The organism is Hanstruepera flava (genome assembly GCF_023634025.1).
Taxonomy (GTDB): Bacteria; Bacteroidota; Bacteroidia; order Flavobacteriales; family Flavobacteriaceae; genus Hanstruepera; species Hanstruepera flava.
Genome location: NZ_JALJCW010000001.1, coordinates 1,293,530 through 1,318,018, shown reverse-complemented (window position 1 = coordinate 1,318,018; position 24,489 = coordinate 1,293,530). Strand labels below are relative to the sequence as shown.

The following is a 24,489-nucleotide window of genomic DNA, read 5'->3' as shown; positions in this document are numbered from 1 at the left end:
GATTAATAGTATTATTGACACCTGTCAGTTAATGAATTCATCCACTCACGGACCAATTCAACACCTTCAGTATGTTGTAAGGTTCTACCTAAAAGCGGCATTCTATATTGTTCTTCAATGGAGCTTATTCTGAACATAACTACAGATGCATCTGCATCACCGGGATTCATAATAAACGGATATTCATTTCCAATGTTAGTATCTGGTTCTACACAAACACCCATGTTGGTTAAATCATCGTTAGAATTAAACGCAAAGCGCATAGGTCTGTATTCGCAATAACTTTGTTCAGAATGGCAATGCGCGCAATTGATATCGATATATGACCGAACTCTTAAGTCAAGTGGCTGTGATTCATCATCCCAAGCAACAGTAGTATCTATATTATCGGGATAATCTTCATCCAAGTATCCAAATTCGGCCCATTTATCAAGTTGATTTTTTGTACCTTCTGTATAATCGTAATTTTTATTTAAGTTTTGTGGTTTTGGTCCAATAGGAATTGGCTCGCCAAATTTATTATGGCATGTAAAACATTCTTGCCTTGAAGGCACACGGTAGTTTACACTTTTTGTTTCATTGTTGTCATCAATCCAATCAAAGCTCACAAAACTTCCTTCGTTAGTAAAAAAAGCTTCAGTTAAATCATCATTCCAAACATATTTAGCAAACTCCCATTGATCTTCTAGTTTATACATTAAGCGCGTTTCAATTATTTTGGTGTTACCAGAAGGCAAAACATTATCATAATAAAAGGATTTAATTATAATTGTTCCAACGGGAAAATCTAAAGGTGAGTAATCATTTTCATAAACGGCTTTTACTCCACTTGGTATCCAAACAAAACGCTTTTTATGGGCATAATCTGTAAATAAAGCTGAATTGATATCGTAAGGAATAACACCATAAACAGGATTTAAGTCTTTCAAGTCACCTTCAAAGAAATTGTATTCACTTAAGGTGTCATAAGGGAAAGCACCAAGATTAAAATTAACTGGGGAAACAGGCAAAACGCTAATTGTTACAGTTGCAGTAGAGCAACTGTTTTCAGCAGAACAAATGGTGTACTGAAATGTATCTGTTCCTGAAAACGTTCCGTTTGAGGTATACAGAATCGTATCGTCACTAGGGTCGCTAGGCGTATCGTTGTCAAGTACTTCAATTTGGGCATATTGTGAGCCGCCTACTGTTAAAGCACCAGATTTTGGCACATTTGAATCATTAGCCAAGACATCAATTTCTACAAAAGTATTTTGAAACACTTCACCAGAATCGGGTTGGGCATCTATAATAACAGGTGTATAGTCGTCATCAGATTTACAAGAATTAAGGATTATTGCAAAACAAATGACAATTTGGAGTAAGTAATTTTTTCTCATAGTAGGTTTTAAAACGTCTACTAAAATAGAAAAAACCTATAAATTACTTATTATTAATTAGTTGTAAGGTTGTAATTAATCTATAAATGGCAACTAATTATTTATACTAGTTGATGGTTTATAAGATATTCAGCGATTTGAATGGTATTGGTAGCAGCTCCTTTTCTTAAATTATCACTAACAATCCACATGTTTAATGAATTTGGTTGCGATTCGTCACGTCTAATTCTACCAACAAATACATCATCTTTTCCGTTGGCGTAAATAGGCATAGGATACGTATTTGTATCTGTATTATCTTGGACAACAACTCCTGGGGTGTTGTGTAAAATTTGTCTCACATCATTAATTTCGAAATCATTCTCAAAAGCAATATTAACTGATTCACTATGTCCGCCAGCAGTAGGAATTCTTACCGCAGTTGCAGTAACCGCAATTGTTTTATCGTTAAGTATTTTTTGGGTCTCGCGAACCAGTTTCATTTCTTCTTTTGTATAGCCGTTATCTTCAAAAACATCACAATGCGGTAGTGCATTTTTATGAATAGGATAAGGATAAGCCATTTCTCCGGCAACACCAGCTAGCTCGTTTTCTAATTGCTTAACAGCTTTTATACCAGTACCGGAAATAGATTGATATGTTGAGACAACAATGCGGCTTATTTTATACTGTTTGTGAAGAGGTGCCAGAGCCATCACCATTTGTATGGTTGAACAGTTTGGGTTAGCAATTATCTTATCGGCTTTGGTTAACGTATTGGCATTGATTTCTGGAACAATTAGCTTTTTGTCCAAATCCATACGCCAAGCAGAAGAATTGTCTATAACAGTTGTTCCAACGGCAGCAAATTTTGGTGCCCACTCTAGAGAGGTGCTTCCGCCCGCAGAAAATAAAGCAATTTGAGGTTTTAAGCCCACGGCAGTATCTAAACCAACCACTGTAAGTTCTGTACCTTTGAAAGGAATTTTTTTTCCTACCGACTTTTCTGAAGCCACTAGAATTAATTCCGATACTGGAAAATCACGCTCTTCAAGGACTTTCAACATAACCTCTCCTACCATTCCGGTAGCGCCAACAACTGCTATTTTCATTTTTTAAATTTGCTACAAAAGTAAATAATAAATCAACGTTTGGAATTAAAATAAACATAAAAAAACCACCTCCTATTTGGAAGTGGTTTAAGGTTAATATTATGTAGCGTAGCGGTGAGCTATCTTACTTTTTAAGTGAATCTCTAATTTCAGTTAATAAGTCTATTTCTGAAGGGCCAGCAGGTTCTTCTGGAGCAGGCTCCTCTTTTTTCTTCATCTTGTTAATGCCTTTTATAAGCATAAACATCACAAAAGCCACAATTATAAAATCTATTACGTTGGTTACAAAAGCTCCCCAAAGCACAGCAACCTCGCCTTCAACAACACCTTCAGCATTCATTGTGCCTTCGGTAATAATGTACTTGAGATCTTTGAAATCGGCGTTAAAAATTAAACCAATTAATGGTGAGACAATCCCTCCTGTAAAAGCAGTAACCACTTCTTTAAAAGCGGCACCCATTACAAAACCTACTGCAATATCAACAAGGTTTCCCTTCATTGCAAACTCCTTAAATTCTTTTAGCATATTAATAGTTTTTAGTTAATGTTCTGATTCCTAATTTAGAAAAAAGTTTTTAGATTAGATATATGCGATAAGCTATTTTAAATACACACGTTTAATACGCTGTGAAATAGCAGTAATTATTTCATAAGAAATACTGTTGACCGTTTTTGATAACGCTACAGCAGTTGGCGATTTCCCAAAAACTATTACTTCATCGCCTTCTTGACAATCAATATCGGTTACATCTACCATAATCATATCCATACAAACATTTCCCAAAATATATGCAGGTTGATTATTGATGGTTACAAATCCTTTGCCATTGCCATATTGCCTGCCAATTCCATCGGCATGGCCAATAGGTATTGTTGCCGATCGCATAACTTTGTTTGCTGTAAAAGCACGGTTATAGCCAACATTTTCACCAGGTTCAATGGTGTGGATTTGTGAAATAATCGATTTTAATGTGGCAACAGGTATAAAATGAGAATCTTCCTGTTCAGAATTTCCAAAACCATAAAGACCTATTCCTGTGCGAACCATATCTAAATGAGCATTGGGATAATTTAAAATTCCAGAGGTATTACAAATATGATAAATAGGTTTGTAATTTAATTTTGATTCTATTTCAGAACTGATAGCTTTGAAACTATTAATTTGATTGTTAGAGTATGCGGTTTCATTTAAGTCTTCACTGGCGCCAAGATGTGAAAAAACAGATTTTACTTGAATAGAATCAGAATGGTTTACTTTAGAAATTAATGCTTCTACATCTGGTGTTTTAAAACCCAATCTATTTAAACCGGTGTTAAATTTTAAGTGAATAGGGTAATTGTTTTGATTGTTTTGTTCAGCAATTCCAATAAAAGCATTTAAAATATTGAAACTGTAAATACTAGGCTCTAAACAACGTTCTATTATGGTTTTAAAATTTACAGGTTGTGGATGAAGCACCAATATAGGTGTTCGTATTCCTGCATCGCGTAAAGCAACACCTTCATATGTGTAGGCCACAGCAAAGTAATCGACACCTAATTCCTCAAGATATTTAGCAATTTCGTTAGCGTCACTACCATAGCCAAATGCTTTAACCACAGCTAACAATTTGGTGTTAGATTGTAGTTTAGATTTTAAGAAATTAAAATTGTGCTTTAAGGCCTTTAAATCTATTTCAAGAATGGTTTCATGCGCTTTTCCCATTCGTTTTTTCGGTATTGGAGTCTATTTCTTCGGGATCGTTTACTTTCATATTGCGTACTTTATCACGAAGCATGGACTTATAAAATGCAGCACGACTTAAGGGTTCGTATTCGTCAACTTCACCTAGCAGGACTAAATCGTCACTTTTGGATTTACGGTAACTGTATTGTGCTAAATTTCCTGTTTTCGTACAAATGGCGTGTACTTTGGTAACATATTCGGCTGTAGCCATAAGGTTGGGCATTGGTCCAAACGGATTGCCTTTAAAATCCATATCTAATCCAGCCACAATTACACGAATGCCTTTATTGGCTAAATCATTACATACGCGTACAATCTCATCATCAAAAAACTGGGCTTCATCAATACCAACCACATCACAACCATCGGCCAAAATAGGAATATTGGCTGCAGCAGGAACAGGTGTAGAGCGAATTTCATTAGCATCGTGAGACACAACCATATCTTCGTCATAACGCACATCAACAGCCGGTTTAAAAATCTCTACTTTTTGCCTGGCAAATTGTGCACGTTTAAGTCTGCGAATCAATTCTTCTGTTTTACCAGAGAACATGGAACCACAAATGACTTCAATCCAACCAAATTGTTCTTTATGATTTACTGTATTTTCGAGAAACATTTTGTAATTTTAACACTAAAACAATGCAATCTTTCGTTTTGTATAAAGGTGGCGTAAATTTATTAAAAATCAAAAGCATAAATTCGTTTTTAAAATAAAAAGTTATGAAGAAGAAGTTGGAATCAGAATTAGTTAGCATAGCACATAGGATTCTGAAGTTAAAGGGTAAGGAAGATGTTATAAAAATGCACCAAGAAGTTTCGGTTTTATTCGAAAAGCTTTCGGTTTTAAAATTCGCTCAAGAAAATTTTGAAGATGATATTCCAACCATTGGTAACGATTCCTCGTTTTTCGATATGTTAGATGTTGCTTTTAACAACAAGGTTAGTGACAACATTGAAATTGAAGATAAAATATATATCAATTTAGACGAAAGAGAGCATGAAGCCATCATGGAACCTGCCATTGAAAAAATTAAGGATATGGTTGCACAAATGCCACAGGAAGCACAGATTGTGGATACCATGATTGAAAAAGCAGTTGCTTCGAAACCCCAAGTTCACAAAGAGGATTTAGATGAGTTAACAGCAGATTTTATTGACGAACCTATTTTTGAGCCCGTAAAGAAAGCAGATTCAGAAGGCAAAAAATCTTTAAATGACAAACTAAAATCAGGAGGGCTTCAAATTGGATTAAATGATAAACTAGCATTTATAAAACACTTATTTAATGGCGAAACAGCAGATTATGATCGAGTGCTGTCGCAATTAAATACTGTATCTAGCTTTAAAGAAGCCAAAATGTTTATTGATAACATGGTTAAGCCCGATTATAACAATTGGCTAGAGAAAGAAGAATACGAAGAACGCTTTATGGCAATAGTTGAAAGTAAATTCAATTAATGAGTAAACTCTACATTGTCCCAACACCAATAGGAAACCTTAAAGACATGACCTTTAGGGCTATTGAGGTTTTAAAGGAAGTCGATTTGATTTTGGCCGAAGACACGCGTACATCAGGCAAACTCCTAAAGCATTTTGAAATCAATACACCCACGCAGTCGCACCATATGCATAATGAGCATAAAACCGTTGAAGGCTTGATTAATAAGTTAAAAAGCGGTACAACTATAGCCTTAATAAGTGATGCTGGCACACCAGCTATTTCGGATCCTGGGTTTTTATTGACAAGGGCTTGTATTGAAAGTGGCATAGATGTAGAATGCTTGCCTGGTGCAACAGCTTTTGTTCCAGCTTTAGTAAATAGTGGTTTGCCAAACGATAAGTTTGTATTTGAAGGCTTTTTACCAGTTAAAAAGGGCAGACAAACACGATTAAAGTTGTTGGCAGAAGAAACCAGAACCATGATTTTCTACGAAAGCCCGCATAAACTTATAAAAACACTCACGCATTTTTGTGAGTATTTTGGTGAAGACCGACCAGTTTCTGTTTCTCGCGAACTCACCAAATTGTATGAAGAAAACATTCGCGGAACTGCCAAAGAGGTTTTGGATTATTACACCAATAAACCACCAAAAGGTGAAATCGTGATTGTGGTTGGTGGGAAAAAATAACGTCAGTTCGAGTGTCAAGCTTTGCTTGATGTATCGAGAACCAATTTATGCAAAATTTACTTAATGACATACAGCACTGCACTATCTGCAAAGACCATTTACCATTAGGTCCAAGACCTGTTGTTTCGGCTGATATAGATTCCAAAATTGTAATTGTTGGTCAAGCACCTGGAACCAAAGTTCACGCTTCAGGGATTCCTTGGGATGATGCCAGTGGTAAGCAATTACGAAATTGGCTGGATGTGACACCCGAACAGTTTTATAACCCTAAAAACTTTGCCATTATCCCAATGGGATTTTGCTATCCAGGAAAAGGAAAAAGTGGCGATTTACCACCACGACCAGAATGTGCACCGCAATGGCATCAAACCTTATTTGATAACATGAATCAGGTTGAATTGGTGCTTTTAATTGGAATGTATGCACAACGTTACTATTTAAAAGAGCAGGCTAAAAACACCTTAACCGAAACAGTTAAAAACTATAAAGACTATTTATCTAAATATTTACCCTTACCGCACCCAAGCCCGAGAAATCGCTTTTGGCTGACTAAAAACCCTTGGTTTGAGATTGAAGTTTTGCCGGAATTGAGGCAAACAGTAAAATCATTTACATAATCATTTTACGTGACTTCCAAATAAAAAACCTAAACTTCCTGTGATTATATACCCCAATGTTTGAAATAGATTTGCTTCAATATTGGTTTTAAATATTAAGGCTGACAAGCAATAAATCAAAATCACCAAAGCAATGAGGTCTTTATAGTTTTTTTCAAAAAATTTCATACAAAGTTATATTTTCAAGCTAAAGTATATCAATCGATTAGTTCGTGCTGTGACACGGTTTTTCCAAGAAAAATACTTTAGTTTAATTTTAATATTTCAAAAATGAAAATTTTATCATTTTTAAAATAGGACAGTTAACTTGACTATAAAAATAGTGGAGGAAGAACTAATAAGAGGCAAACTTATTTAAGCTTAAACAAAAAACCTCACTATTTCTAGCAAGGTTTCTCTATGCTCCAATTGTGAATCGGTCTTTTATCTATATTCCTGCCTTCGCAGGAATGACAAGTTAATACTGTGAACCATCGTGTTTCCCAGATTCCCAACCATGTTTTCCTAAATATTGATTTCCACTTTCCACCGCACCTTCTTCAATAGATGTTCCCATACTATCGTTCCAACGGTTAAGGTATCCAAACAATGAAATCACACCCAACATTTCAACAATTTCACCTTCATTCCAATGTTCATACAGACGCTTTTTAATGGTTTCATCAACAGCATTAGGCACTTGACTTGCTGCCAAGCTAAAGTCTAATGCAGCACGTTCGGCATCACTAAAAGCTGGATGTATTCTGTATTCCCAAATGTTATCCAGTTGTTCCTGTTCCGCACCATAGCGTTCAGCTGCACGAATAGCATGCGCTTGACAATAGCGACATCCAGTGGCATTGCTACTTACCCAAGCAATCATACGTTTTAAGGCAGATGTCACACGACCTTCGTTAGCCATAACGGCTTTGTTGAGGTTTATAAAGGCTTTTGAAATCGCTGGTCTGCGTTGCATGGTCAATACCGAATTTGGACAAAACCCTAATGTTTCATTAAAGAATTCTGCCAATTCCTTGGTCTCTAAATCGTGTTCTGGTGATAATGGTGTTACTAATGGCATAGTCTATTTTTTATTGGTATTTTTGAGTTAACAATAAACGAAAAAATTAAAGCAATGGCAACAAATAAAGTCACCACACATTGGAAAGGAAATATGCAGTTTGAATCAGATAACCCTAATGGTAAAACGGTATTAATGGATACGAGTCCTGAACATGGTGGGCATAATTCAGGTCTATCACCAAAGGCGATGATGTTATCAGCTTTAGCCGGTTGTTCAGGTTTAGACGTGGTCTCTATTTTAGATAAAATGAAAGTGAAACTAGCCGATTTTAGAATGGATACTTATGGCGAATTGACCGAGGAACATCCTAAATATTACCACACAGTTACAGTTGAGTATCATTTTTATGGAGAAGACTTAAACACGGGCAAAATTCAAAAAGCGGTTGATTTATCCATAGAAAAATACTGTGGTGTTATGGAAATGTTTAGAAAGTTTGCAGACGTGAAGACGTCAATCCATTATCATAATAAGTAATTTACTATTATGTCAGGTCGAGCGGAGTCGAGACATTGTTAAAAAGTAGCTAATGCAAATTATATTGAGATACTTCGACAAGCTCAGCAGGACACTTAAGATTTAAAATATGCGCTGGACGCTAAAACCAAAACCAGACTCTAATAAACTAAAAGCGCTTCAAGAAGCCTTGAATGTAGATGCTATTGTTGCAACACTTTTGTTACAACGCGGTATTGAAACCTATGAAGATGCTAAAACGTTTTTTCGTCCTAGTTTAAACGATTTACACAATCCATTCTTAATGAAAGACATGGATAAAGCCGTATCGCGTATTGAACAGGCTCTGGAGAATGACGAAAATATTTTGGTTTACGGTGATTATGATGTTGATGGAACTACTTCAGTAGCTTTAATGAGCTCCTACTTAAAAACGAGAACCCCAAATGTAGCCACTTACATTCCAGATCGCTATGACGAAGGTTATGGTGTATCCTTTCAAGGCATTGACTTTGCAGAAGACAATGGTTTTACCTTAATTATTGCTTTGGATTGTGGTGTTAAAGCTATTGACAAGGTGGCTTATGCCAATGAAAAAGGTATCGATTTTATTATTTGTGACCATCACAGACCAGGTAATCAATTACCAAATGCGGTTGCTGTTTTAGATCCCAAGCGAGAGGATTGTCACTATCCCTATAAAGAACTTTGTGGCTGTGGCGTTGGTTTTAAACTTATTCAGGCTTTGGCATCCAATCAAGGGCAATCGGTTGAAGATTTAGTTGCATATTTAGATTTGGTAGCTACGGCTATTGGTGCTGATATCGTCCCTATTACGGGAGAAAATCGCGTCTTGGCATATTTTGGATTACAAGTGATTAATGGTAATCCAAGACCTGGCATAAAAGCCATTATTGCTGAAGTTAAAAAAGAAGAATTGACCATTACCGATGTGGTTTTTATAGTAGCGCCCAGAATCAATGCAGCAGGTCGTATGAAACATGGCAATCATGCTGTAAGCTTATTAACTGAAACCGATTTTAATACAGCAGTTAATTATGCTGTTGAAATTGACACTTTTAATACCGAAAGACGTGAAACAGATAGACAAATTACAGAAGAAGCTCTTCAGCAAATTGAAGAACAAAAAGAACAGGAATGTTTTACTACTGTTGTTTACCATGAAGCTTGGCATAAAGGTGTTATTGGTATTGTGGCTTCTAGACTAACCGAAACCTATTACAGGCCTACTTTAGTATTTACTAAAAGCGGTGATAAACTAGCAGCTTCGGCACGATCGGTTTCTGGTTTTGATGTGTATAATGCCTTGGAAGCTTGTAGCGAACACATTGAACAATTTGGCGGGCATAAATATGCAGCTGGATTGACATTAAAGGAAGAAAACTATGAAGCTTTTAAACAAGCTTTTGAAGACGTGGTTTCAAAAACTATTGACACCAAATTATTAACTCCAGAAATTAAGGTTGATTTATCCATTGAATTATCTGAAATTGATGCCAAGTTATGGCGCATCATTAAACAATTTGCACCTTTTGGTCCTGGGAATATGACACCCGTTTTTATGAGTGAAAATTTGCGTGATACGGGTTATGGAAAATGTGTAGGTGAAGATGAGTCCCATTTAAGATTAACCGTTATGTCCCCTCGAGCGGAGTCGAGAGGTCAAAAAATTGTAGCTATTGGCTTTGGACTTGGAGATAAATATGATTTGATTTCGGATAGAAAACTGTTTAAAGCTGTTTATACCATTGACGAAAATCATTGGAATGGAACCGTATCACTTCAATTGAAATTACGGGATTTAAAATAATGAATAGCCGATTTTTCATACTAGTTGTCTTGTGTTTTCAACTCACCTTATCACAAAACTTAGTTTTAAACCCCAGTTTCGAGGAACATAAAACATGCCCGAGACTCATTGGAGGGTTTAATCACAATGTTCTTGATTGGAATACACCAAACTTTGGATCAACCGATTATTTTAATGCCTGTAGTAAGGAAGTAGGTGAGACCAATTTTTTTGGGGAACAAAGTCCTAAAACGGGAAAAGGTTTTGCTGGGATGTACGTTTTGGCACCTGATAATTATCGAGAATATGTTCAAGGGCAATTATCAAGTCCATTGCTTATTGGTGAGACTTACACCATGACATTTTACATCAGTTTGGCTGAAAACTGCAGTCATGCCATTCGCGATTTAGGCGTTTTGTTTCTAAAAGAACCTTTTAAGCAAAATTCCGATAAACTATTGAATCTAAATCAGGTTTTAAATGAGGTTTCTGATAGTTATTTTGTGTTGATTAATAGCCAAAGTCACTACATAGAAAAAACAGGTTGGGAAAAAATATCGTTTGAATACACTGCCAAGGGATTTGAATCAAATTTTATTATTGGAAACTTCGATAAGAACAGTAAAATTTCCAAAATAAAGCTGCACAGTACAAAAGATCCAGATGCTTCCTATTACTTTATTGATGATGTCAGAATAGAGCCTTTACATTCTGAAACAATAACTCATTCAGAGTCGCAAACTATTGAAGACAATCAAGAATTAGAGAACGATAAAGTGTATACCCTTCAAAATGTTCTTTTCGATTTTGACAAACATGATTTATTGGAATCCTCAAAAGCAGAATTAAATCAGCTTTATAAATATCTAAATGCCAATAAGCGTTTACAAATCGAAATTTATGGTCATACCGATGATGTAGGAACTCAAAAGCGAAATGATGAATTGTCCTTATTACGAGCCAAAGAAGTCGCTTTATATTTAATATCAAAAGGTTTGCGACCAGAACGTATAACAGCAACAGGATACGGGAACAAATTTCCAGTTGCCAACAATGATACTGAAGCAGGTCGTGCTCTCAACAGGCGCGTGGAATTTAAACTAATTTTTAAATAATCTATGCAGAAAAATGACCCTTACGCAGCATTACGAATCAAAGAATTCAACATCTTTTTGGTTTTGCGTTTTGCATTGGTTTTGGCTTGGTCCATGCAATTTGTTGTTATTGAATGGCAAGTCTATGCTTTAACGGAAGACCCGTTGGCTCTTGGAATCATTGGGCTTTGTGAGTTTTTACCTGCTTTTTTATTAGCGCCTTTTGCAGGTCATATTGTCGATAAAAAAGAAAAGCGAAATCTTTTCAGACTCTGTATTACATTATTTTCATTGATAAGTTTCGGCCTTTTTTGGTTGACATCAGAAACCATTGAATCGTCATGGAGCACCAGAGCTATTTTATATAGTATTTATAGCCTAGTGTTTTTTGGAGGGGTTTTGCGAGCCTTTTTTGGACCAACTATCTTTTCACTTATTGCCTTATTGGTTCCTAAACGCGTGTATCCAAATGCAGCCACATGGAGTAGCAGTACCTGGAAAGGCGCCAATGTATTTGGTGCACTCTTGGGCGGTTTTTTAATTGCCTGGATAGGTGTTCACATTACATTGGGTATCATATTTTTATTGGTCCTATTAGCCTTGTTTTTGGTTTTTCAAATAAAACAGAAACCTATTTTAAACAAAGAAGTTTATGAATCTGTAAGAGATAGTTTAGAAGCTGGAATACGATTTGTATTTAATGACAAAGTCATTTTAGGCGCACTGACTTTAGATATGATTGCCGTGTTGTTTGGTGGTGCTGTTGCCATTTTTGCTGTGTTCGCAAAAGATATCTTGGATGCAGGTCCCAAAGGATTCGGGATACTAAATGCCGCGTTGTCCTCTGGGAGTATTATTACCATGTTGGCAACAACCTATATTCCCATTACCAAGAATACCGGAAAAAAATTACTGATTTCAGTTTTTGGATTTGGTGTATTCATGATCATATTTGGAGCCTCAAAACTGATGTGGTTAAGTGTTTTAGCCTTGTTCTTTTCTGGTGTTTTTGATGGCATTTCTATGGTGGTTCGACAAACCATTCTACAACTCAAAACACCTGATGATATGCGAGGCCGTGTAGGTGCTGTTAACTCTATGTTTGTTGGGTCTTCTAATGAACTTGGAGCATTGGAAAGTGGGATTGCTGCCAGATTGTTTGGAGCGCCATTGGCGGTGATGTTAGGAGGCACTGTAACGTTGGTGGTTGTGGCAATAATGGGTGTTAAAAACAAACCATTAAGGGAGTTGGATTTGACTAAAGATATTGAAGAGCATGAAAAAGAAGAAGTTTAAAACTTCTTTAATTCAAAATTTTTCCCATCAAAAACGCCGTAGGTATAATAGTTTATCCAATCGCCTAGATTGATATATTTGGAGGTTTGGTTGAGGTTAATTTCTAATGGTAGATGTCTGTGTCCAAACACAAAAAAATCACGATGTTTATCTTCTAACTTGCGTTTACAGTATTGTACCAGCCACTCATTATCCTCACCCAAAAATTTGGCATCTTCATCACCAGATATCAACTTGTTTTTTACTGATAAATGCTGAGCAAGCCTAACACCTAAATCAGGATGCAACCATCTGAATAACCACTTGCTGAACGGATTGGTAAAAACCTTTTTCATACGCTTATAGCCTTTGTCTCCAGGGCCTAACCCATCACCATGACCGATAAAAAAGGTTTTGTTATTAAAGGTGTATTCTTGAGGTTTATGGTATACAGGAATATTGAGTTCTTCTTCAAAATAACCATTCATCCATAAATCGTGATTGCCTACAAAGTAATATATCGGTATTCCAGAGTCTGTGATTTCGGCTAATTTACCTAGTGTTCTGGTAAACCCTTTAGGAACAACAGTTTTATACTCGAACCAAAAATCGAATAAATCGCCCATCAGGAAAATAGCTGCTGCATCGTGTTTAACCTCATCTAACCAAGCTACAAATTTCAGTTCACGTGGTCGCGAGGCCTCTTGTGTTGGTGCACCCAAATGGTTGTCTGATGCGAAGTAAATCTTTTTTCCTTGTGGGATATTCATGTAGTAAATATAATAGATGCTGAAACAACTTCAGCATGACAAATTAAATTAATTGTCACTGGCATACCATTCTGCAAAACTGGTTTCGGTTTCTTGTAATTTTAATGAATGTAACACAATATGATTAGGCAAATGCTTTTTTATCTTTTCAGCAAAATCAATCACCATCATCTCGCTTGTTGGCTGGTAATTTACTAACAGTACATTATGCCCTCTATCCTCCAGTTCTTTGGCCAATTCAACATGAGGCGTATTTTTATTAAAAACGGTAGCATGGTCAAATACGTCCACGATTTCATGTTTTATTATCTTCTTCAGATCGCCAAAATCTATTACCATACCGTATTTTACATTGCCTTGGTCTGATATGGGTTCTCCAATAACTGTTACCGACAATTTGTAGCTATGCCCATGTACATTTTTGCATTTCCCGTCGTAGCCATAAAGCGCATGGCCAGTCTCGAAAGAGAATTGTTTAGTGATTCTAATGTTACTCATAATATGATTTTTCATTACAAAGATAATTGTTTTGTAAAAGCAATTGATTTTTAGATTACATTTGCGCGCTTTTTTAAAAATTAGTGACTTATGGATCAATTATTTGAAGCCATTGATTTTGTTGAAAATTCACTTTATGAAAAGATCATAAACGACATTTCAATGCAACAATACAGCATTGTCGAGAATTTTTTTTCGAACGATGAAGTTTCTATTTTAAGAGAATCGTTGTTAAACAAACATGAAGAAGACACCTTTAAAAAAGCAGCTATTGGTAACCGCGTTAATGAAACTATTGCAAAGTCTATTAGAGGTGATATGATTCTGTGGATAGATGAATCTAAAGCAGATACAAAAGAGAGGTTGTTTTTTGACAAAATAAATGATCTGGTTCTTTATTTAAACAAAACCTGTTTTATGGGGATTTTGCAAAAAGAATTTCACTACGCACTTTATCCAGAAGGCACGTTTTATAAAAGGCATTTAGACACGTTCCAAAATGATGACAGACGCAAACTGTCTTTTGTTTGTTATTTAAATGAAGAAGGATGGTTGCCGGAAAACGGAGGCGAGTTAGTATTATACTTAAATAATGACAGACAAGAAACCGAAAAGGTTATTTATCCATTTCCTGGACGCGTGGTTGTTTTTGAAAGTCAAATTTTAGAGCATGAAGTAAAACCTGTAAAAACAGAACGCATGAGTATTACAGGTTGGCTAAAAACACGGTAATTAACGGCGTTTGTTTCTATTGTAAACGTAAATAATGATTAGTACTATTGCGAGTACCAAAAAAAGCATATTTCCTCCCATATTAATCCTTATTAATTTTGTTTTTATTGTATCTGAAAATGGCGTAAGCGATAATTACTAAAACTACAAACGGCAACATAGAGCCTATAAACACACCTATTTCATAAGAACTATCAGGCGCTTCTTTTATTTTCTCTTCAATATTTGCTCCTTGTAGTAAGGGTAACAGCGTTAACATATACAACAATTTATGACCAAAGTTAATAGTTTTGTGAGAGCGGTAAAAATTCTTTTCTAAATTTTATGATGAGTGGGAGGCCTCGTGCAATAATCCATAAAGTAAAAGCTGTGAAAATGGCATACAACTTGTAATTCATTGAATCCAACCAAAACAAGATAGGCACAAAAACTAAAAATGTAGAAAACAAAAGTACATTACGAAGCGTTTTCATTTTCCCTAAACCTTTGAACATACCATCAAAAATAAAGGCCAAAGCACACAATGGCTGCATGGCGAGTACCATCCAATACACGTTGTAGAATTCATTGAGAACAGCTTCATCTTTTGTAAAAAGAGATCCAACAGGATAATAAATAAGCGCTCCTATTATAGCCATAATAGCACCTACAATAACACCATACTTAATGAGTTTGTTGCTCAGTGCAATTAGTTTTTTATAATCTTTGGCGCCATATAACTTTCCTGAAAGTATATTACCAGCACTGGCATAACCATCAATAATAAAAGCGCCTAAAAACCACAGATTAATAGCTATGGTGTATGCTGCAATATACTCTTTGCCGTAACTGGTTGAAAAGGCACTTGCATAATATAAGGTGACATTGAGCGCTAAAGTTCTAATAAAAAGATTCACAATCATAAGTAAGAATCGCTTTATTTCGCTGTTAAAAGGCAAACTGAAGCGTAAAGGTATTGTAGTTTTTGTCAGTAAATAATAAGCAGAAACCAAAGCCATTAACAACTGCGCAATGACACTGGCATAAGCTGCTCCTTTGATATTCATGGCAGGGATAAACCCTTCAATACCAAACACTAAAACAAAATCTAGAATAATGTTGGCTGATGCACCTACTATAGCAATTATCATAGGGTAAAATGTATTTTGCAACCCTCTAAAAGTTCCAAATACAGCTATTGTAAATAGCGTGAATGGAAAGCCAAACACGCGAATTCTATAATATTCCACACTGTAGTCTAAAATTAAATGGGAAGCATTATAAAGTTTAAAAATTGGTTCAGCCAAAGGATAGGTAATGAGAATAATAAGGATACTTAAAGAGGTAATTATAAAAATGGCTTGAGCAGGAAGATTTTTCACTTTGTCTAAATTATTGGCGCCAACATATTGCGATACTATTGAGGAAATTGCGCTTCGGGTTTGACCTAAAACCCAAATAAGCATGGAAATAAAGGCACCTACTATACCAACAGCAGCTAAAGATTCGGTGGCATCAACTGGCATGTTTCCAACTATGGCAGTATCTGTTATAGACAAAATAGGTTCAGACACTCCAGATATTAATGCTGGAATGGCTAATTTGTTAATATGTTTTAAACTGATATCGGTACTCAAACCACTAATTCATAACAATAAAAGGGATATTTACTTTGCTTTAGAAAGAAAATTTCACCTAATTTTTTATAACCGCGAAGTTCGTAAAACTTTTGATTTCTTATGTTCTGTGAAAAAGTATCTAACCTTATGGAATTATAACTATTTTCTATAGCAAGTTTCTCTGCAAAACTCATGAGTTGTTGAGCAAAACCTTTTCCTTGGTGTTTAGGAAGGATAGCCAATCTATGAATATAAAAGCTGTTATTACTTTCAGTTAACCACTTTACCGCATGATATTCTTCATCCATATAGGTGGAAATAACAATGCAACCCACAATATCATCATGATTTTCAAGAACATATAGTTCACCTCTTGAAACATCCTTTTCAAACACTTTGCGATTAGGGTAAGATGCATTCCATTGATAAATACCATTCTTTATCATAAACAACGCACAAGCATTGGTAATATCTAAAATGGTATCAATATCAAGATTTGTTGCTTTACGAATCATATTTAATGTTTACTTTTGCATAGATTTCTCGTAAATTTAGTTTTAAATTATTGATTATGAAGAATATTTTAGTTCCAGTTGGGTCATCAAAAAATGCGGTTAGCCATTTACAATATGCAGTTGATTTTGCACAGGCATTTGGAGCCAAGTTATATGTTGTTCAGGTATATAATGTTTACACCAAAGCAGGAACTATGATTAAAGTAGATCATATTTTAGAACGTGAGAGCTATGAATTTCTTAAAGCTCATGTCGCTAAAGTTGATACCAAGAATGTTGATGTTGTTATTAAAACGTTTAAAGGTAAGTTGGTTGATACCCTTGAATTGGTTTGTCAATCCTTGGATATAGATTTAATTATGATTGAGCCGCGAACTAACTCTGTTAAAGATGAGGTATATTTGGGCAAGACTTCAGGTAAAATTATTAAGCAAACGAATATTCCAGCGCTTATAGTTCCAGAAGGATTAAAATATAAGCCTGTTGTATACATATTAATGGCGTTGAAATCGGCGATAATGAAAAAAGAGGAGGCTTTAGTACCATTAATTAATATTAAAAATCAATATAAGTCCATAGTAAATTTGTTGTTGGTAAAAACTCCTTTCTATAATGAAGGTGATTTTGATATTAATGAAGCTTTACAAAGCATTATTACAAATACAACATATTCTGAAAATGCCACAACATTCCAAGGTGTTTTAGAGCATTATAAAGATAACGATCCAGATATGTTATGTGTAGTTAGGCGTAAGCGCGGATTTTTCAGTAAATTGTGGGAGAAAAATACGATATTAAAAAAAGATTTTCAAAGTACAACACTTCCCGTTTTAGTATTAAGCGGATTGAAGTAAAATGGGGCATTAGCTCAGTTGGCTAGAGCGCTACGCTGGCAGCGTAGAGGCCATCGGTTCGAATCCGATATGCTCCACATCAAGTAGAAAATACCACACGAATGTGTGGTATTTTTGTTTTCGAAAAAAGCGAAAATATATTTCAGGTTTTTTTCGAAAACAATAATGATCTTTTTTTGAAGAATATTTTCTATTTGCAGTATTGAAGCCTGAGGAAAACTTTGCTAATCCGATATGCTCCACGATAAGTTCTCATTTTTAGAGTTTTTATATTTAAGATAGGTTTCAGTGAAGACGTTAGTCTTTGAATAAGTAATCACTAATAAAACATTTTAATGATTAAACTTTTAACATAGATTTTACATCATAGTCAAAAGACAATAAACAGTTAATTATCAACTCTTAAAAGCCATTGTTTTTTTCTTTCCAAAAAATCTTTTCTGTAGTCAGATTCTGTTTTATTTCCAAATAAAAAATCACCTGGTTTGATGCCTTTTTTAATTCTTCTTAAAAAAAGGCTGTCATTATATATTTTTAAAGTATTATCATCAATAAACTTTACAGATCCAATTGCCTCATCTTTATCTTTTGATAAAAAATATAGTGTATCATTTTTCAATAAATATTCAATATTCGGAAGCAATCCAGCGTCCTCATTGTATATGTATAAATTTGTGTCGTCAATATAAAACTCTGAATAATTCTCTATTTCAGCTAAATTTGAGTCAGTATACCAATTCCCATTAATTGATTGTTGCTTATCTAATTTACAAGGAAAAAGAAAAACTAATAGAAATAAAAAAATTAATTCTTTCATTATTTTATCGTTATTAATTGTTTTTTTAAATCGGTAATGGAATTGACGTTATTCAAATCTTTATTGTCAATTTCATATAGGTCTGCGAAGGTTGTAAATGTTGTTTTGTCAAAACGGGTTCTTGTACTCCCTTTAGGATAGAAACGGCGTTTTTTTATAAATTCATCTTTTGAAATCCAACCGCAAACAGTCAGAACTTGCTTAATTTTATGGTAACTACAAAAAATGTAGATTTCGGTTTTAAAGTAATCCTGAAGTTTTAAGAAGTTATTGGTGTAACCTGATTTTACAGTTGTTGTTCTTCCCATGGTTTTTACATCAATAGTCTTATTAGCATAAACCAAATCCACACCTTCATCAAATCCCGAAGAGCCATCTACATAGCCTTTATCAAAGAGTTCCATGATTACTGATTGACCAATTAAGCCTGTAAGTTGTTGCTCTTTGGTTCCATTTGCCGTAAAACGTTTGCCAAAGTCATGTTTAGCAACCATGGCTTTGCAATGTTCAATAATATGTGAATCAACAGATACTGTAAACATAGATTATTGTTTAAGTTCTTTCTCTAAAAATGGAATGTCTGGATTACAAATTTCTATTATGAGTTGTTTAAGTTCTCTGGTGAAGTTAGCTAAAATTTCTTGGTCAATGTATTCTATTTTTTTAGCATACGAACCTGCTCTATCTTTCTTCGCGAACTTTAAAAACCCTTGATTGAGATTTTTAAAGGAAATAATTCCGGCCTCTACCTGTTCATGAGGTTTTTTTTGTGTTTCCATCATAAGAGCATAAGATAGTACCTGAAATGATTTACTGTACTTATCATAATCTGTTGTGATATCTTCCCAATTAACAACTTCAACTTTCCCTTTATCTACTTTGCCAGATTTGTAGTCAATAATTCTAATCACACCATTTCTTTTATCTACACGATCTACAGTACCTTTTAATAATACCGGAAAAGGCACTTCAGGAATATCTAGCCCTATTTTGTTTTCTAATTCAACAGCTAGTATCTCAATAGTATTTCCGTGCTTTAAATCATCTAATTCCAAATCTAAAAAATTAGAGATATAGCGCTTGGCAATTTCAAAAACGATTAAATTTTTACCTTTTGAAATAAAGCCCTCCAAATACAAATTTTTAAAATGCTTTGTAACGGTTTCATCAATTAGGGACTTCATACGCTCTACATCTTGTACCTGAATTTCGCGGTTTATAAAGGGTTTGTAAAAATCTTCAAGTGTATTATGTATAACGGTTCCTAAAGTATTGGCAGCAATGGTTTCCTCAACATCCTCATGCTCTTTTATTTTCAATATTTTTTTATAATAAAAGTCTAAAGGGTTTCTAACATAAGTTGTTAGCGATGATGGTGAAAAACCATTCTCTGATATTTCTTTCAAACGATTCAAAATATCAGGAGTTTTATCAATTTTGTTTAAATCTTTATTAATCACAGGAACTTTAGGAGCAACCAATGTGTGTTTAATATTGTGGATGTTTTCAATTTCTAACTGCTTAATAAATCTGCTTTTTTCTCCGCTAGACAGGGCATCAATTTCAGTATTGTATAAGATAAATACATTTTTAGCACGATTTAAAACCTTATAAAAATGATAGGCGTAAATGGCATCTTTCTCTTTATAGGTAGGAAGTTTGTTTTCTACTTTAACATCAAAAGGGATAAACGAGTTTTGGGTTTTTCCTGATGGTAAAATACCTTCATTTACAGACGAAATAATTACTGTTTCAAAATCTAAAACCCGACTTTCCAGCATACCCATTATCTGTAATCCCTCAAGAGGCTCTCCTTTAAAGTCTAAAGTTTCTGAACTCAACAACTCATTGTAAACACTATGTAATGTACTAATGTTGTTTATGTAGTTATGAGATTCACCAAGTTGCTCAATTTCGTTGAATAGCTGATGAAATCGGAACAAATATTCTAAAGCCAATACATGGTTTTGTTTGTTGCTTTCAAAACTTAATTTTATCAATAGAATAAGATCGAGGCACTTTTGTAAACCAGTTTTAGCGTTGTCCTGCCAAAAACTAAACAGAACAGAAATAATTTGACTATTGTTTGGCGATAGTTTTAGAAGTCGTTCTTCATCTAAATAGATTATATTATTTGTTTGAATGGTATGTATTATTTCAGAAACTTCATTAGAGTTATTCACATTAAATAAGGGACTTACAAACTCATGAGAGAGTATTGTAATAGCATCTTTATAATAGAACGTAGCCGTTTTTTTCTTATGAATGTAGAATAGCTTTTCAAAGAGGGAAGCTAATGGAACAGTTTTTAATTCTAATCCCATAGTGACATTTAAAGTATCTATATCTTTAGGGATTGAGTTAAGTACTGGTAATAGCAAGGTTTCATCTGAAAGAATCACGGCTGTACTATTCAATGAATTGTTTGACTCTTGCAAATTGCTTAAAAGAGTCCCTATGTGTTTGGCTTGCCCTATGTTTTTAGGAATACCATAAACTTGAATGTTTTTTTCTTTTGAATAATTATGTGATACCCAATTAAAAGGATTGTTTTTAAAAAAGTTCCAATTTTTAGAATACTGCTTAACAAATAAAGCAACATCATGGTTTTTAGATTCATAAAAAACACGATCAATATCCCAATAAATATATCCTAAACCGTTTTGAAGTATTTCTTGTATTATAGTTTCTTCGGCAGTATTTAAAGCATTAAACCCCAAAAAAACATGCTTTTTTGCAGAATTATTTTCAATATAACTTTGAATATTTTCTAATGCTTCTCTATAGATCAAACCTTGATAACCCTTGCCTTCAGAAATTAAAGCGTCTTTAAATTCAAAGTAGTAGTTTTTTAAGCGTTTCCAGAATACCAAATAGCGATTAACTAGTTCTGTTTTATTGGATTCTACCGACCAATGATTGACCTCTTTAATGGCGCTTAAATAATCGAAAATACTATTTTGAGGAATTAAATGCCTATCAATTTCATTGAAATCTTGAATTAAAATCTGTGCCCATTTGGAAAACTCTTCAAATGAATAGACATCGTTATTTGTATGAACTTTAAGATAGCTTTTATAGAAGATAAAAAGTAATTCTATATTTGAAACCGATTTTAAATCGGAAAGCTCTTCAACAAATTCTTCAATACTGAAAATTGATGGTGAAAAAACAGGTTCATCTAAAGATTGAGAAATATAGTGTTTTAAAAATATGCCTGCACGTTTGCTAGGAAGGATAAATACTAACTCTGAAAGCTTGAGTTCATTACGGTCTAAATCGCTTAGTACATCTTCAATAAACGTTGTCATGTTATAAAAATAAAAAACGCCTCGAAATTTCGAGGCGTTTTTCTATAAATTTAAGTTGATTGATTATTTAATTAAATTAATTTCAACTCTTCTGTTATTCGCTCTACCAGCTCTAGTTTTATTCGTATCAATTGGTCTTGACTCACCGTAACCTGCATGCTCTAATCTGTTAGAAGCAATTCCGTTTGTGATTAGGTAATTCATAACAGAACTAGCTCTTTCTTTAGAAAGTTTTTCATTAGTAGCTTCACTACCAACGCTATCTGTATGACCTTCAATCATGAATCTTGCATTAGGATATTCTTTTAAGATATCAATGATGTTTTGTAATACTTCAGCTGAAGAATCTTTAATAGTTGATTTCCCTGTATCGAATAAGATAGTTTTAGCGTAAGCATTTAAAGCTTTCTTAACAGCTTCAGTTACTTCAGGACATCCGTTGTTAGCAACTGTACCAACTTTGTCTGGACATAAGTCATCTTTGTCTGGAACACCATCACCATCTCTGTCTGGCCAAGGGCATCCTTTGTTAGCTGCAGGACCAGCAACAGTTGGACACTCATCATCTTTATCTGCAACACCGTCACCATCTGAATCTGGGCATCCATTTAATTCTTTTGAACCAGCTTCTGTTGGACAAGCATCGTCTTTATCTGGAATGCCATCACCATCTGAATCTGGGCATCCGTTGAATTCAGCAGGACCAGCTTCTAGAGGACAAGAATCTTTACTGTCTTCTATACCATCACCATCTGTGTCAGGACAACCGTTAAATTCAGCTAAACCAAATACTTCTGGACAAGCATCGTCTTTATCGTAAATGCCATCACCATCAGTATCTTTTCCACCAAACTGAACAGTAACACCTAGAGTATGTTGGAAGTGAGTAGATAAGTAATCTTCGAATGCATGCTTATAAGCAGATTGAGCAGTTAGACCAATATTTTCTGTAATCCAGAAATTGATACCAATAGTACCATTTAATGTTCCAGCTCCAATTGAATCAACCCAAGTGTAACCACCACCAACTCCTAAATAAGGATCTAGCCATGAGTTATTAATCATTGAGCCAAACTTGTACATAACAACACCGTCTAAACCAAAATAAGAAGCTCCATTGTAAGTTGTATCGTCATCACCAAAGTAATCTATTTTGTTAATAGAAGCAGTAGCACCTACAGTAAAACCACTATTGATATAACGATAAACTGAAAGAGTAGATAATGAAGGTAAAATATTCCAATGGTCTTCGGCATTAAAATACTCATCTAAAAAGTCACCTAGTGGAGGATCTTCACCAGTTGGATAAAAATCAACCGCGTTTATTCCAAAGGTAACAGCCCAAGGGTTGTTTTCATCTTGTGCGTAAGTGTTGCTTAAACCTAACATAAGCAACAAAGCGAACAATAATCTGCTAAGATTTTTCATATTCAAAAATTTAATTTTTAAGTGTTAATTGTAAGCAAAAGTAAGTTGTTAAATATTATTAACAAAGACAAATATAGAAAAATATTGGATATTTCCCCTAAAATGTACCACTTTGTCAAAAAAAATCAAATTATTTCTAAGGCCTTACCAACTTTTTTAAAAGCTGTAATTGCTTTATCGAGGTGCGTTTTATTATGAGCGGCAGAAAGTTGAACTCGTATTCTTGCTTTTTCTTTTGGGACAACTGGGAAAAAGAAGCCAATGACATAAATGCCTTCGCTTAACAACATGTTAGCCATTGTCTGTGAGAGCTTTGCATCGTAAAGCATGATTGGTACAATTGCAGAATCACCATCAATAATGTCAAAACCAGCTTTTTGCATTTCGGATTTAAAGTAGTTGGTATTCCATTCCAATTTATCTCGCAAAGAGGTGTCATTTTTTAACAAGTCGAATACCTTTATCGATGCACCAACAATTGCTGGCGCTAGCGAGTTTGAAAATAAGTATGGTCTAGAGCGCTGTCTTAACATTTCAATGATCTCTTTTTTACCGGTGGTATAGCCACCCATGGCACCACCCAACGCTTTTCCTAATGTACCAGTAATAATGTCTATTCGGTCCATCACACCTTTTTCTTCTAATGTTCCGCGACCTGTTTCACCAATAAATCCAGCAGCGTGGCACTCATCTATCATAACTAATGCATCATACTTGTCGGCTAAATCGCAAATTTGATCTAAAGGCGCAACTAGACCATCCATTGAAAAGACGCCATCTGTTACTATGATTTTAAATCGCGCACCATTTTTGTTGGCTTCAATAAGTTGTTTTTCTAAATCTGCCATGTCATTATTTTGATAGCGATAACGCGCTGCCTTACATAAACGAACACCATCAATAATTGAAGCATGGTTTAGTGAATCTGATATGATGGCATCTTCAGGTCCTAATAACGGTTCAAAAACACCTCCATTGGCATCAAAAGCAGCTGCGTAAAGAATGGTGTCTTCAGTTCCGTAAAAATCAGCAATTTTACTTTCAAGTTCTTTATGGATATCTTGTGTTCCGCAAATAAAACGAACCGACGACATTCCAAAACCATGTGTATCCATAACATCTTTTGCGGCTTGAATAACCTCAGGATGAGCAGATAGGCCTAAATAGTTGTTGGCGCAAAAATTCAATACTTTTTCACCAGTATTTAATGTGATTTCTGCTCCTTGATCAGATGTAATTATGCGTTCGGTTTTAAATAAACCATTGTCTTTTATGGTTTGTAATTCGTTTTCTAAATGTTCTTTTATTTTGCCGTACATGAGT

General features: G+C 34.7%; 25 protein-coding genes and 1 tRNA gene. 10 read left to right on the top strand and 16 right to left on the bottom strand.

The window, feature by feature from the left end; all coding sequences use genetic code 11:
• Positions 1-11 precede the first annotated feature (11 nt).
• From MTX13_RS06165 to MTX13_RS06145, 5 genes are all read right to left on the bottom strand, one after another.
• Positions 12-1,379: an Ig-like domain-containing protein gene (locus MTX13_RS06165; protein WP_250433527.1), complete on the bottom strand. Its 1,368-nt coding sequence runs from the start codon at positions 1,377-1,379 to the stop codon at positions 12-14.
• Between the two features lie 101 nt (positions 1,380-1,480).
• Entirely contained in the window at positions 1,481-2,470 is a 990-nt protein-coding gene (locus MTX13_RS06160) for an aspartate-semialdehyde dehydrogenase (RefSeq protein WP_250433525.1), read from the bottom strand.
• 124 nt (positions 2,471-2,594) lie between these two features.
• Complete coding sequence (mscL, locus tag MTX13_RS06155) at positions 2,595-2,996, bottom strand: large conductance mechanosensitive channel protein MscL (RefSeq protein WP_223032396.1); 402 nt, start codon at positions 2,994-2,996, stop codon at positions 2,595-2,597.
• A gap of 72 nt (positions 2,997-3,068) precedes the next feature.
• Positions 3,069-4,175: an alanine racemase gene (gene alr, locus MTX13_RS06150; protein ID WP_250433523.1), complete on the bottom strand. Its 1,107-nt coding sequence runs from the start codon at positions 4,173-4,175 to the stop codon at positions 3,069-3,071.
• On the bottom strand, positions 4,159-4,815 hold the full coding sequence (locus tag MTX13_RS06145) for a thymidine kinase (RefSeq protein ID WP_250433522.1): 657 nt from the start codon (positions 4,813-4,815) through the stop codon (positions 4,159-4,161). The genes alr and MTX13_RS06145 overlap by 17 nt, the downstream gene beginning before the upstream one ends.
• 104 nt (positions 4,816-4,919) lie before the next feature.
• Between MTX13_RS06145 and MTX13_RS06140 the strand changes: the two genes are divergently transcribed.
• From MTX13_RS06140 to MTX13_RS06130, 3 genes are read left to right on the top strand one after another with little or no spacing between them, the layout of a single operon-like run.
• Entirely contained in the window at positions 4,920-5,657 is a 738-nt protein-coding gene (locus MTX13_RS06140) for a hypothetical protein (RefSeq protein WP_250433520.1), read from the top strand.
• Entirely contained in the window at positions 5,657-6,328 is a 672-nt protein-coding gene (rsmI, locus tag MTX13_RS06135; protein WP_250433519.1) for a 16S rRNA (cytidine(1402)-2'-O)-methyltransferase, read from the top strand. The genes MTX13_RS06140 and rsmI overlap by 1 nt, the downstream gene beginning before the upstream one ends.
• A gap of 47 nt (positions 6,329-6,375) precedes the next feature.
• Entirely contained in the window at positions 6,376-6,945 is a 570-nt protein-coding gene (locus MTX13_RS06130; RefSeq protein WP_250433517.1) for a uracil-DNA glycosylase family protein, read from the top strand.
• 457 nt (positions 6,946-7,402) lie between these two features.
• Here the strand turns inward: MTX13_RS06130 and MTX13_RS06125 are convergent, their stop codons facing one another.
• Positions 7,403-8,005, bottom strand: a complete 603-nt coding sequence (locus MTX13_RS06125) for a carboxymuconolactone decarboxylase family protein (RefSeq protein WP_250433516.1) — start codon at positions 8,003-8,005, stop codon at positions 7,403-7,405.
• Positions 8,006-8,059: 54 nt separating this feature from the next.
• Here MTX13_RS06125 and MTX13_RS06120 point away from each other — a divergent pair, with 54 nt between their 5' ends.
• The 4 genes from MTX13_RS06120 (at position 8,060) to MTX13_RS06105 (ending at position 12,664) form a co-directional block, all read left to right on the top strand.
• Positions 8,060-8,485, top strand: coding sequence for an OsmC family protein (locus tag MTX13_RS06120; protein ID WP_250433515.1), 426 nt, complete (start codon positions 8,060-8,062; stop codon positions 8,483-8,485).
• 109 nt (positions 8,486-8,594) lie between these two features.
• On the top strand, positions 8,595-10,295 hold the full coding sequence (gene recJ, locus MTX13_RS06115) for a single-stranded-DNA-specific exonuclease RecJ (RefSeq protein ID WP_250433514.1): 1,701 nt from the start codon (positions 8,595-8,597) through the stop codon (positions 10,293-10,295).
• Positions 10,295-11,389 (top strand): OmpA family protein, encoded by a 1,095-nt coding sequence (locus tag MTX13_RS06110; RefSeq protein ID WP_250433513.1) that lies wholly within the window; start codon positions 10,295-10,297, stop codon positions 11,387-11,389. The genes recJ and MTX13_RS06110 overlap by 1 nt, the downstream gene beginning before the upstream one ends.
• A 3-nt stretch (positions 11,390-11,392) precedes the next feature.
• On the top strand, positions 11,393-12,664 hold the full coding sequence (locus MTX13_RS06105) for an MFS transporter (RefSeq protein ID WP_250433512.1): 1,272 nt from the start codon (positions 11,393-11,395) through the stop codon (positions 12,662-12,664).
• Here the strand turns inward: MTX13_RS06105 and MTX13_RS06100 are convergent.
• Both MTX13_RS06100 and MTX13_RS06095 read right to left on the bottom strand, forming a co-directional pair.
• Positions 12,661-13,413 carry a UDP-2,3-diacylglucosamine diphosphatase gene (locus MTX13_RS06100; RefSeq protein ID WP_250433511.1) on the bottom strand — a complete coding sequence of 251 codons (753 nt, stop codon included), beginning with the start codon at positions 13,411-13,413 and terminating at the stop codon, positions 12,661-12,663. The two genes, MTX13_RS06105 and MTX13_RS06100, sit on opposite strands and share 4 nt — an antisense overlap.
• Before the next feature lie 48 nt (positions 13,414-13,461).
• Entirely contained in the window at positions 13,462-13,911 is a 450-nt protein-coding gene (locus MTX13_RS06095) for a 6-pyruvoyl trahydropterin synthase family protein (RefSeq protein ID WP_250433510.1), read from the bottom strand.
• 90 nt (positions 13,912-14,001) lie between these two features.
• Between MTX13_RS06095 and MTX13_RS06090 the strand changes: the two genes are divergently transcribed.
• Complete coding sequence (locus tag MTX13_RS06090) at positions 14,002-14,643, top strand: 2OG-Fe(II) oxygenase (RefSeq protein ID WP_250433508.1); 642 nt, start codon at positions 14,002-14,004, stop codon at positions 14,641-14,643.
• An 82-nt stretch (positions 14,644-14,725) separates the two neighbouring features.
• Here the strand turns inward: MTX13_RS06090 and MTX13_RS06085 are convergent, their stop codons facing one another.
• Genes MTX13_RS06085 through MTX13_RS06075 form a run of 3 tightly spaced genes read right to left on the bottom strand, consistent with a single transcriptional unit; the run spans position 14,726 to position 16,756 of the window.
• On the bottom strand, positions 14,726-14,902 hold the full coding sequence (locus MTX13_RS06085; RefSeq protein ID WP_250433507.1) for a hypothetical protein: 177 nt from the start codon (positions 14,900-14,902) through the stop codon (positions 14,726-14,728).
• Between the two features lie 22 nt (positions 14,903-14,924).
• Positions 14,925-16,259 (bottom strand): MATE family efflux transporter, encoded by a 1,335-nt coding sequence (locus MTX13_RS06080; protein WP_250433506.1) that lies wholly within the window; start codon positions 16,257-16,259, stop codon positions 14,925-14,927.
• Positions 16,256-16,756, bottom strand: coding sequence for a GNAT family N-acetyltransferase (locus MTX13_RS06075; RefSeq protein WP_250433505.1), 501 nt, complete (start codon positions 16,754-16,756; stop codon positions 16,256-16,258). The genes MTX13_RS06080 and MTX13_RS06075 overlap by 4 nt, the downstream gene beginning before the upstream one ends.
• Before the next feature lie 56 nt (positions 16,757-16,812).
• Here MTX13_RS06075 and MTX13_RS06070 point away from each other — a divergent pair, with 56 nt between their 5' ends.
• Positions 16,813-17,610: a universal stress protein gene (locus tag MTX13_RS06070; protein WP_250433504.1), complete on the top strand. Its 798-nt coding sequence runs from the start codon at positions 16,813-16,815 to the stop codon at positions 17,608-17,610.
• Positions 17,611-17,613: 3 nt separating this feature from the next.
• Positions 17,614-17,687 (top strand) — tRNA-Ala (locus tag MTX13_RS06065).
• 311 nt (positions 17,688-17,998) lie between these two features.
• Here the strand turns inward: MTX13_RS06065 and MTX13_RS06060 are convergent.
• The 5 genes from MTX13_RS06060 to kbl form a co-directional block, all read right to left on the bottom strand.
• The gene (locus MTX13_RS06060) at positions 17,999-18,427 is read right to left on the bottom strand and encodes a hypothetical protein (protein ID WP_250433503.1); all 429 of its coding nucleotides are present in this window, start codon (positions 18,425-18,427) and stop codon (positions 17,999-18,001) included.
• A complete protein-coding gene (locus MTX13_RS06055; RefSeq protein WP_250433502.1) occupies positions 18,427-18,969 on the bottom strand; it encodes a hypothetical protein in 543 nt (180 codons plus the stop codon). The genes MTX13_RS06060 and MTX13_RS06055 overlap by 1 nt, the downstream gene beginning before the upstream one ends.
• 3 nt (positions 18,970-18,972) lie before the next feature.
• A complete protein-coding gene (locus MTX13_RS06050) occupies positions 18,973-21,738 on the bottom strand; it encodes a PD-(D/E)XK nuclease family protein (protein WP_250433501.1) in 2,766 nt (921 codons plus the stop codon).
• A gap of 63 nt (positions 21,739-21,801) precedes the next feature.
• Positions 21,802-23,166 carry an OmpA family protein gene (locus MTX13_RS06045; RefSeq protein ID WP_250433500.1) on the bottom strand — a complete coding sequence of 455 codons (1,365 nt, stop codon included), beginning with the start codon at positions 23,164-23,166 and terminating at the stop codon, positions 21,802-21,804.
• Between the two features lie 125 nt (positions 23,167-23,291).
• Positions 23,292-24,485 carry a glycine C-acetyltransferase gene (gene kbl, locus MTX13_RS06040; protein ID WP_250433499.1) on the bottom strand — a complete coding sequence of 398 codons (1,194 nt, stop codon included), beginning with the start codon at positions 24,483-24,485 and terminating at the stop codon, positions 23,292-23,294.
• Positions 24,486-24,489 lie beyond the last annotated feature (4 nt).